Genomic DNA, 9,863 nt, shown 5'->3' on the forward strand with positions numbered 1-9,863 from the left:
CGGCGCTCATTGCTTTTCGAAGCCACGCTTAATAGGGATATTAAAAATGGAACGGGAACTGATCGAGAAAGCTGAAGACCTGATCAAAAAGACCAACGATGCCGAGCGTCTGTTCACCCGATACGCCACCAAGTGCTACACGTCAGCCTTGCAAAAATATGCCAAGGAGATCAGCGAAACCTCCTATACCTATCTGCTGGCCGAGCTGGCCGAAAGTTCGCTGAGTTCGGAAATTCTAGGCCGTCCAGGCGCCAATATCAGCCTGGTCAGGATCGAGATAGAGGAGGTCATGCTCGAAGCCGATGTGATCAAGAAATTGAAGCGGGCCGAAACCCATTACCTGGAAACCCTGGAATCGGTGCGCAAGTTCGAAGACCTTAAACGCTTCGAGAAAATGCAGGACACGTCCGATATCGTCCGCTCGATAAAACTCGGCGTGTCACGTTTCAATATCCTGTTTGTCATCTTGCTGATCGGTGGGTTGACCTGGGCGGCGATCAATCTGCCTAAAGAAGCCTTGGCGTTGATTTCCGCTGCGATCGGCGGCGCCATCACTCACTTGCTGTCCGAGCGCCAGGCCGTGCTGGCGCTGAAAAAAGAGGGCGATAACACCTGCCCCAGGGCCAACAATAACAGTCAGGAATGACGCGGGCTCACAACGGCGTCAACACGTTCATCACCGTATCCAGCGCCACCCGCGTGTCATCCAGTTGCACCAGCGACGCATGCCGCGCACCCAGGGCGTCGCGGTTCTGGATCGCAGTGAGGATCGCTTTGTGCCGAGGCAGACTCAGGCCCTGGATATCCGGACGGCGGTTGGTGATGTTGATCGACTCGCGCAACGGCAGCGAGAGCATGTTGCACATATAGGCGAGCAGGTCGTTGCGGGTGGCGTCGGCAATCGCGCGGTGGAAGTCCAGGTCGGCCTGTAACAGGTCCTCGTGGGTCTTGGCGGTTTCCATGCCTTGGTAGGCTTGTTCGATGGTGGCGATGTCTTCGTCTGTGGCGGTGGTCGCGGCCATGGCGGCGATTTCCGGTTCGAGAATGCGGCGCACCCCGGCCAGGGTGTTGAAAAACTCGCTGTGGGGCGTGGACTGCATCAACCAGGACAGCACGTCCGGGTCGAGCAGGTGCCATTTCAAGCGTGGCCGTACCACCGCGCCCACCCGTGGCTTGGAGTACACCAGGCCCTTGGCGCTGAGCACCCGCGTGGCTTCGCGCAATACCGAGCGGCTGACCTGGTATTCCTCGCACAGCGTGGCTTCCATGGGCAAGCGTTCTTCAGGCTTGAAGCGACCGGAAACGATGTGCATGCCCAAGTCCTGAACGATCTGGGCATGCTGGCTCTTGCGCGGCTTGGGCGGCTGGTGATCCATAACGACGGGGAGGCTCTGGCTTAGATTCGCCGCATCATAGCATCCCAATTAGTGGGAATGCCGTGGGACTTCTGCCCCGCGACAGCCCACCAGGAAGTCAAAGTCACAGCCTTGGTCGGCCTGCAACACATGGTCGATGTACAGCTGGCGATAGCCGCCGACAATGAGGTTCTGCGCGGGGGGCAGGTCGGCCATGCGCGCTGCCAGCTCGGCATCTGGAATGTCCAGGTGCAGGCGGCCATTGGCGCAATCGAGTTCGATCCAGTCACCTTCCTTCACTGTCGCCAACGGCCCGCCGGCGGCGGCTTCCGGTGCCACGTGCAACACCACGGTGCCGTAGGCGGTGCCGCTCATGCGCGCATCGGAAATGCGCACCATGTCCGTCACGCCCTGGGCCAGCAGCTTGGCAGGCAGGCCCATGTTGCCGACTTCGGCCATGCCGGGGTAACCCTTGGGGCCGCAGTTCTTCATGACCAGGATCGAGTTGGCATCCACGTCCAGCTCCGGGTCGTTGATGCGTGCCTTGTACATGTCGAAGTTCTCGAACACCACGGCGCGGCCACGGTGTTGCATCAGTTCGGGGCTCGCTGCCGAAGGCTTGAGCACCGCGCCCAGGGGCGCGAGGTTGCCACGCAGCACGCAGATGCCGCCGTCGGCGCGGATCGGGTTGTCCAGGGTGCGGATCACTTCGTCCTGGCCGTAGATCGGCGAATCCTGGGTGTTCTCGCCCAGGGACTTGCCGTTGACCGTCAAGGCGTTCGGGTGGGGGATCAGGTTGGCCTCACCCAGGCGACGCAGCACCGCGGGCAGGCCGCCGGCGTAGTAGAACTCTTCCATCAGAAAGCGTCCGGAGGGCTGCAGGTCGACGATGGTCGGCATGCCGCGGCCGATGCGGGTCCAGTCATCCAGGTCGAGTTCGACGCCGATGCGCCCAGCGATGGCTTTCAAGTGGATCACGGCGTTGGTCGAGCCGCCGATGGCCGCGTTCACGCGGATAGCGTTTTCGAACGCCTCCTTGGTGAGGATCTTCGACAGCTTCAAGTCTTCACGCACCATCTCCACGGCGCGCATGCCCGACATGTGCGCCAATACATAGCGGCGTGCATCCACCGCCGGAATCGCCGCGTTGTGGGGCAGGGAAGTGCCCAGCGCCTCGGCCATGCAGGCCATGGTCGAGGCCGTGCCCATGGTGTTGCAGGTGCCCGCCGAACGCGACATGCCGCCCTCGGCCGCGAGGAAGTCATCCAGGGTGATGGTGCCGGCCTTGACCTGTTCGCTGAGCTGCCACACCACCGTCCCCGAGCCGATGTCCTGGCCCTTGTGCTTGCCGTTGAGCATCGGTCCGCCGGTGACGACGATGGCCGGCACATCACAACTGGCCGCGCCCATCAGCAGCGCCGGGGTGGTCTTGTCGCAGCCGGTCAGCAGCACCACACCGTCAATCGGATTGCCGCGAATCGCTTCTTCCACATCCATGCTCGCCAGGTTGCGCGTGAGCATGGCGGTAGGGCGCAGGTTGGATTCGCCATTGGAAAACACCGGGAACTCCACCGGGAAGCCACCGGCCTCGATCACGCCACGCTTGACGTGCTCGGCGATCTGGCGGAAGTGCGCATTGCACGGGGTCAGCTCCGACCAAGTGTTACAGATGCCGATGATCGGCTTGCCATGGAACTGATGGTCGGCAATGCCTTGGTTCTTCATCCAACTGCGGTACATGAAACCGTTCTTGTCGGCGGTACCGAACCACTGGGCAGAGCGTAGGCCGGGCTTTTTGTCAGGCATGATCGATTCTCTTATTGTATGACTATATGTTCTATGCGTGCTTAAACATAAGCGCAAAATCGCCGCTTTGGAAGTGTTGTTTTGCAAATAGTCATACTATATAGTCGGTCTTAACTGAGGTATGGCCCTGGCGGATTTCGTCAGAGGCGTCCCCCGAGCTTCTATAAAAACAACAATCGGAGATCGACCCCATGAGCCAGGAACTGCGGCTTATTCGGCGCATCACGCTGAAACTGATTCCCTTCCTGATCCTGCTGTACCTGATCGCCTACGTGGACCGTTCCGCCGTAGGGTTCGCCAAGCTGCACATGGGCGCTGACGTGGGCATCGGTGACGCCGCCTATGGCCTCGGTGCCGGGTTGTTCTTCATTGGCTATTTCCTGTTTGAAATTCCCAGCAACCTGATGCTCGACCGCTTCGGCGCGCGGCGCTGGTTTGCGCGCATCATGATCACCTGGGGCGCCATCACCATCGGCATGGCCTTCGTGCAGGGGCCGCACAGCTTCTATGTGATGCGTTTTCTGCTGGGCGCGGCGGAGGCGGGCTTCTTTCCCGGCGTGCTGTACTACATCACCCAGTGGTTCCCGGTGCGCCATCGCGGCAAGATCCTCGGGCTGTTCATCCTCTCCCAACCTATTGCAATGATGATCACCGGCCCGGTGTCCGGCGGTTTGCTCGGCATGGACGGCATCCTTGGCCTGCATGGCTGGCAGTGGCTGTTCATCGTGATCGGCACCCCGGCGATCCTGCTGACCTGGCCGGTGCTGCGTTACCTGCCGGACGGCCCCCAGAAGGTCAACTGGATGAGCGAGGAAGAAAAAGCCTGGCTCACCGGCGAGCTGCACAAAGACCTGCAAGCCTACGGCCAGACGCGCCATGGCAACCCCTTGCATGCGCTCAAGGACAAGCGCGTGTTGCTGCTGGCGCTGTTCTACCTGCCGGTGACCCTGAGCATCTACGGCCTCGGCTTGTGGCTGCCGACCCTGATCAAGCAGTTTGGCGGCAGCGACCTCACCACCGGCTTCATCTCCGCCGTGCCCTATATCTTCGGCATCATCGGCCTGTTGATCATCCCGCGCAGTTCCGACCGCTTGAACGACCGTTACGGCCATCTCGCCGTGCTCTATGTACTGGGCGCCATCGGCCTGTTCTGCAGTGCCTGGCTCACGGTGCCAGTGCTGCAAATGGCCGCACTGTGCCTGGCGGCGTTTGCCATGTTTTCCTGCACCGCCGTGTTCTGGACCCTGCCGGGGCGCTTCTTTGCCGGCGCCAGTGCGGCGGCCGGTATTGCCTTGATCAACTCGGTGGGCAACCTCGGCGGCTATATCGGCCCGTTCGTGATCGGTGCGCTCAAGGAGTACACCGGCAACCTGGCCTCAGGCTTGTATTTCTTATCCGGTGTGATGGTGTTCGGCTTGCTGCTGACCCTCGTGGTCTACCGCTTGTTGGAACGCAAGCACGTGCTGCCCGTCGACCAATTCGCCGCCAGCGCCCGTGGCGCCACACGTACTTAAATCCAGGAGAACCTGCATGCGTTTAGTTCAGTTCGAGTTGAGCAACGGTGAGCGCCGCGTCGGCGTGGTAGAAGGCAACCAGGTACGCGAAGTGCGCGGCGCCCACAGCGTGCGTGAACTCGCGCTGGCCGCCATCGATGCCGGCGGCAAGTTGCAGCAACAGGTAGAAGCCCTCGGCCTGGGCGCCAGCCATGACTACGCCGCCTTGTTGGCGGAACACAAAATCCTGCCGCCGCTGGACCATCCGGACCCGGCCCATATGCTGATCAGCGGCACTGGCCTCACCCACCTGGGCAGTGCCTCGGCCCGCGACAAGATGCACCAGCAGGCCGGCGACGACAGCGCGATGACCGACACCATGCGCATCTTCAAATGGGGCGTGGAGGGCGGCAAACCAGGTGCTGGCCAGGCCGGTGTGCAACCGGAGTGGTTTTACAAAGGCGATGGCAGCATCGTCGTGCGCCCGGGCCAGGCCTTCCCGGTGCCGCCGTTCGCCGAAGACGCCGGCGAAGAGCCGGAAATAGGCGGCCTCTATGTGATCGGCCATGACCGTAAACCCTATCGCCTGGGCTTTGCGGTGGGCAACGAGTTCTCCGACCATGTGATGGAGCGCAAGAACTACCTGTACCTGGCCCATTCCAAGCTGCGCAGTTGCAGCTATGGCCCGGAGTTGCGCGTGGGCGAACTGCCCGAGCATCTGGCGGGCACCAGCCGCATCCTGCGCAACGGCGAGGTGATCTGGCAGAACGAATTCCTCAGTGGCGAGGCCAATATGTGCCACAGCCTGGAAAACCTCGAATACCACCACTTCAAATACAGCCAGTTCCTCAAGCCGGGCGATGTGCACATTCACTTCTTCGGCACCGCCACCTTGTCATTCGCCGACGGTATACGTACCCAGCCGGGCGATGTGTTCGAGATCAGCCAGGCTGAATTCGGCGCGCCGTTGATCAACGGTATCGGCAGCAGCGATGCGGCATTTGAACCCGGCCAAGTCACCCCCCTTTAAGGAGATCAACATGACCCCGTTCCTCGGCCACAACTACATCGGCGGCCAGCGCAGCGCCAACGGCAGCATCAAGCTGCAAAGCATCGACGCCACCACCGGCGAAGCCTTGCCCCAGGATTTCTACCAGGCCACCGCCCAGGAAGTGGACGCCGCCGCCCAGGCCGCGGCCCAGGCGTACCCGGCCTATCGCGCCTTGAGCGCCGCACGACGTGCGCAGTTTCTGGATGCGGTGGCCGATGAGCTGGACGCCTTGGGCGATGACTTCGTCGAACTGGTCTGCCGCGAAACCGCCTTGCCGGCCGCACGCATCAAAGGCGAACGCGGGCGCACCAGCGGCCAGATGCGTTTGTTCGCCACCGTGCTGCGCCGCGGTGACTTTTACGGCGCGCGTATCGACAAGGCCCTGCCAGAGCGCCAGCCGTTGCCGCGCCCGGACCTGCGCCAATACCGCATCGGCCTCGGCCCGGTGGCGGTCTTTGGTGCCAGTAACTTCCCCCTGGCATTCTCCACCGCCGGCGGTGACACGGCGGCTGCATTGGCCGCCGGTTGCCCGGTGGTGTTCAAGGCCCACAGCGGCCACATGGCGACCGCCGAGCGCGTGGCCGATGCGATCATTCGCGCCGCCGAGGCCACCGAGATGCCGGCCGGCGTGTTCAATATGATCTTTGGCGGCGGCGTCGGTGAGGCGCTGGTCAAGCATCCGGCGATCCAGGCGGTAGGCTTTACCGGCTCGCTCAAAGGCGGCCGCGCCCTCTGCGACATGGCCGCGGCGCGCCCGCAACCGATCCCGGTATTTGCCGAGATGTCGAGCATCAACCCCGTGATCGTGCTGCCCCAGGCGCTGCAAGCCCGCGCTGAAAGCATTGCCCGTGACCTGACCGCGTCGGTGGTACAAGGCTGCGGCCAGTTCTGCACCAACCCAGGCCTGGTGATCGGTATCGCTTCGCCTGCGTTCACCGCGTTCACTCAGCAGGTCGCGCAATTGATCGGCGAGCAACCGGCGCAAACCATGCTGAATGCCGGCACCCTGGGCAGCTACGGCAAGGGCCTGGGAAAACTCCGGTCTCACCCGGGCATCCAGCATCTGGCGGGCAGTGCGCAATCGGGCAACCAGGCGCAACCGCAACTGTTCAAGGCGGATGTACGTCTGTTGATTGACGGCGACGAAGTGCTGCAAGAGGAAGTGTTCGGCCCCACCACGGTGTTCGTCGAAGTGGCCGATCAGGCCCAACTCAGCGCCGCCCTGCAGGGGCTGCACGGGCAATTGACCGCCACGCTAATCGGCGAACCGACCGACCTGCACCAGTTCGCCGAACTCACGCCGCTGCTGGAACAGAAAGTCGGGCGCATCCTGCTCAACGGTTACCCCACTGGCGTGGAGGTGTGCGATTCCATGGTTCACGGCGGGCCGTACCCGGCGACTTCCGACGCCCGTGGCACCTCGGTCGGCACGCTGGCCATCGACCGTTTCCTGCGCCCGGTGTGCTTCCAGAACTACCCTGATAGCCTGCTGCCCGACGCGTTGAAAAACGCTAACCCCTTGCGTATTCAGCGCCTGGTAAATGGCACGCCATCGCGCGAATCGCTGTAACTGATCAGGAGGCTTCATGTCGTTGAGCGCAGTCACCCCGCACCGTGCCCGGTTGGGCGAAGGGCCGTTCTGGGATGTACCGACCCAGGCCCTGTATTGGGTGGATATCGCCGCCCGCCAGGCGCTGCGTCTGATGGGGGGGCAGTTGCAGGTGTGGCAATTGCCTGAGCACGTCTCGGCGTTCATCCCCTGTCAAAGCGGTGATGCGCTGGTGACCTTGAGCAGCGGTGTGTATCGCCTGGACCTGGCCACCGAAGCCTTGACCCTGCTGTGCGTAGCCGACCCGCAAACGGGCAACCGCGGCAATGAAGCACGCTGCGATGCCCAGGGCCGGCTGTGGTTGGGCACCATGCAGAACAACATAGGCGAGCAGGGCGAAGACCTGCCGATTACCCGACGCTCCGGTGGCTTGTTTCGCATCGATGCCGATGCGCGGGTCACGCCGTTGTTGGCGGGCCTGGGCATTCCCAACACCTTGCTTTGGAACGAGGCGGGCAGCCAGGTGCATTTCGGCGACAGCATGGACGGTACGCTCTATCAGCATTCGATCCAGGCTGACGGCCAACTCGGCGCCGCCCAGGCCTGGTTCGGGCCGCACACACGCGGCGGCCCGGATGGCTCGGCCATGGACGCCGACGGCTACATCTGGAACGCGCGCTGGGACGGCAGTTGCCTGCTGCGGCTAACGCCTTCAGGTGAGGTGGATCGCATCATCGAACTACCGGTCAGCCGTCCCACCAGTTGCGTGTTCGGTGGGCCCGAGCTCACCACGCTGTACATCACCAGCGCGGCGAGTCCCTTGGATCACCCCCTTGATGGTGCGGTATTGGCCATTGAGGTCGATGTGCCAGGCAAGCCCTGTCACCGCTTCGCCGGATAAACCAAACGCGCTGTTGTGGCGAGGGAGCTTGCTCCCGTTCGACAGCGCAGCTGGAGCCGGCTTTTTTTGGGGGGCGCTGCGCACCCCAGCGGGAGCAAGCTCCCTCGCCACAACAGTACCCGTACACAAAACGAACATTGAAAAACAACAACAACAAGGAGTCACCCCTATGAATCGTCGTCGTGGTTTGCGTTCCCTGTGCTGCGCCGCTGTGGCGGTCTCGGCCGTGAGCTTGAGCGGCCTGTTGCTGGCCGCTGAAGAAGTGAAAATCGGTTTCTTGGTCAAGCAGGCCGAAGAGCCCTGGTTCCAGACGGAGTGGGCGTTTGCGGAAAAAGCCGCCCAGGACAAAGGCTTCAAACTCATCAAGATCGCGGTGCCGGACGGCGAGAAAACCCTCTCGGCCATCGACAGCCTGGCCGCCAACGGCGCCAAAGGTTTCGTGATCTGCCCGCCGGACGTGTCCCTGGGCCCGGCCATCGTTGCCAAGGCCAAGGTCAACGGTTTGAAAGTGATGGCCGTGGATGATCGCTTTGTCGATGCCAAGGGCAACTTCATGGAAGACGTGCCGTACCTGGGCATGGCCGCGTTTGAGGTAGGCCAGAAGCAGGGCGCCGCCATGGCCGCCGAAGCGAAAAAACGTGGTTGGGACTGGAAGGACACCTACGCGGTGATCAACACCTTCAACGAGCTCGACACCGGCAAGAAGCGCACCGACGGCTCGATCAAGTCGCTGGAAGAGGCTGGCATTCCTAAAGATCACATCCTCACCGCCCCGCTGAAAACCCTCGACGTGCCAGGCAGCATGGACGCCACCAACTCGGCACTGGTCAAGCTGCCGGGTAGCGCGAAGAACCTGATCATCGGCGGCATGAACGACAACACCGTGCTCGGCGGCGTGCGCGCCACCGAAAGTGCCGGTTTCGCCGCAGCCAATGTGATTGGTATCGGCATCAATGGCACCGACGCCATCGGCGAATTGAAGAAAGCCAACAGCGGCTTCTTCGGCTCGATGCTGCCCAGCCCGCACATTGAAGGCTACAAAACCGCTGAGATGATGTACGAGTGGGTTACCCAGGGCACCGAGCCGCCGAAATACACGGCTATGGACGAAGTGACGCTGATTACCCGTGAAAACTTCCAGGCGGAACTGACCAAGATCGGGCTGTGGAAATGACCGCTTCGGCCCTGCGGTTTGAAGGCATCGGCAAGACCTTTCCCGGGGTCAAGGCGCTGGATGGCATTTGCTTCACCGCCCACCCGGGGCAGGTGCACGCGCTGATGGGTGAGAACGGCGCCGGCAAGTCGACCCTGCTGAAAATCCTCGGCGGCGCCTACATTCCGTCCAGCGGTACGGTGCAGATCGGCGCGCAGACCATGGCCTTCAAATGCGCCGCCGACAGCATCGCCAGCGGTGTGGCGGTGATTCACCAGGAGCTGCATCTGGTGCCGGAAATGAGCGTGGCCGAGAACCTGTTCCTCGGGCATTTGCCCACGCGCTTTGGCGTGGTCAACCGGAGCCTGCTGCGCAAGCAGGCCCTGGCCTGCCTCAAGGGCCTGGCCGATGAAATCGACCCCGACGAAAAACTCGGGCGCCTGTCCCTGGGCCAGCGCCAATTGGTGGAAATCGCCAAGGCGCTGTCCCGTGGCGCCCATGTGATCGCCTTTGACGAGCCGACCAGTAGCCTCTCGGCGCGGGAAATCGACCGCT

At 62.5% G+C, this 9,863-nt stretch carries 9 protein-coding genes; 7 read left to right on the forward strand and 2 right to left on the reverse strand.

Annotated features, from left to right (window positions below; genetic code table 11):
* The first annotated feature begins 46 nt into the window (after positions 1-46).
* Positions 47-646, forward strand: coding sequence for a hypothetical protein (locus HBO10_RS27080; protein WP_034126738.1), 600 nt, complete (start codon positions 47-49; stop codon positions 644-646).
* A 7-nt stretch (positions 647-653) separates the two neighbouring features.
* Here the strand turns inward: HBO10_RS27080 and HBO10_RS27085 are convergent, their stop codons facing one another.
* Entirely contained in the window at positions 654-1,376 is a 723-nt protein-coding gene (locus HBO10_RS27085) for a FadR/GntR family transcriptional regulator (protein ID WP_034126739.1), read from the reverse strand.
* A 48-nt stretch (positions 1,377-1,424) separates the two neighbouring features.
* Complete coding sequence (locus tag HBO10_RS27090) at positions 1,425-3,161, reverse strand: IlvD/Edd family dehydratase (protein WP_019817288.1); 1,737 nt, start codon at positions 3,159-3,161, stop codon at positions 1,425-1,427.
* A gap of 191 nt (positions 3,162-3,352) precedes the next feature.
* On the opposite strand from HBO10_RS27090, the gene HBO10_RS27095 reads away from it, so the two are divergent.
* From HBO10_RS27095 to HBO10_RS27120, 6 genes are all read left to right on the forward strand, one after another.
* Positions 3,353-4,675 carry an MFS transporter gene (locus HBO10_RS27095; RefSeq protein ID WP_003190554.1) on the forward strand — a complete coding sequence of 441 codons (1,323 nt, stop codon included), beginning with the start codon at positions 3,353-3,355 and terminating at the stop codon, positions 4,673-4,675.
* 16 nt (positions 4,676-4,691) lie between these two features.
* Positions 4,692-5,684 (forward strand): AraD1 family protein, encoded by a 993-nt coding sequence (gene araD1, locus HBO10_RS27100; protein WP_034126740.1) that lies wholly within the window; start codon positions 4,692-4,694, stop codon positions 5,682-5,684.
* A 10-nt stretch (positions 5,685-5,694) separates the two neighbouring features.
* On the forward strand, positions 5,695-7,275 hold the full coding sequence (locus HBO10_RS27105) for an aldehyde dehydrogenase (NADP(+)) (RefSeq protein WP_034126741.1): 1,581 nt from the start codon (positions 5,695-5,697) through the stop codon (positions 7,273-7,275).
* 16 nt (positions 7,276-7,291) lie between these two features.
* Entirely contained in the window at positions 7,292-8,155 is an 864-nt protein-coding gene (locus tag HBO10_RS27110) for an SMP-30/gluconolactonase/LRE family protein (protein ID WP_034126742.1), read from the forward strand.
* Positions 8,156-8,324: 169 nt separating this feature from the next.
* Positions 8,325-9,329: a substrate-binding domain-containing protein gene (locus HBO10_RS27115; RefSeq protein ID WP_169922170.1), complete on the forward strand. Its 1,005-nt coding sequence runs from the start codon at positions 8,325-8,327 to the stop codon at positions 9,327-9,329.
* Positions 9,326-9,863, forward strand: a 538-nt coding sequence (locus HBO10_RS27120; RefSeq protein ID WP_169922171.1) for an ATP-binding cassette domain-containing protein, incomplete at its 3' end; no start/stop codon positions are given. The genes HBO10_RS27115 and HBO10_RS27120, both read left to right, overlap by 4 nt.

Source organism: Pseudomonas sp. WS 5503 (assembly GCF_012985385.1).
GTDB classification, from domain to species: Bacteria; Pseudomonadota; Gammaproteobacteria; order Pseudomonadales; family Pseudomonadaceae; genus Aquipseudomonas; species Aquipseudomonas paracarnis.

Excerpts from the sequence above, each read along its gene's own strand:
- HBO10_RS27080 (WP_034126738.1), top strand. The coding sequence starts at position 47 with ATGGAACGGGAACTGATCGAGAAAGCTGAAGACCTGATCAAAAAGACC.
- HBO10_RS27085 (WP_034126739.1), bottom strand. The coding sequence starts at position 1,376 with ATGGATCACCAGCCGCCCAAGCCGCGCAAGAGCCAGCATGCCCAGATC.
- HBO10_RS27090 (WP_019817288.1), bottom strand. The coding sequence starts at position 3,161 with ATGCCTGACAAAAAGCCCGGCCTACGCTCTGCCCAGTGGTTCGGTACC.
- HBO10_RS27095 (WP_003190554.1), top strand. The coding sequence starts at position 3,353 with ATGAGCCAGGAACTGCGGCTTATTCGGCGCATCACGCTGAAACTGATT.
- araD1 (WP_034126740.1), top strand. The coding sequence starts at position 4,692 with ATGCGTTTAGTTCAGTTCGAGTTGAGCAACGGTGAGCGCCGCGTCGGC.
- HBO10_RS27105 (WP_034126741.1), top strand. The coding sequence starts at position 5,695 with ATGACCCCGTTCCTCGGCCACAACTACATCGGCGGCCAGCGCAGCGCC.
- HBO10_RS27110 (WP_034126742.1), top strand. The coding sequence starts at position 7,292 with ATGTCGTTGAGCGCAGTCACCCCGCACCGTGCCCGGTTGGGCGAAGGG.
- HBO10_RS27115 (WP_169922170.1), top strand. The coding sequence starts at position 8,325 with ATGAATCGTCGTCGTGGTTTGCGTTCCCTGTGCTGCGCCGCTGTGGCG.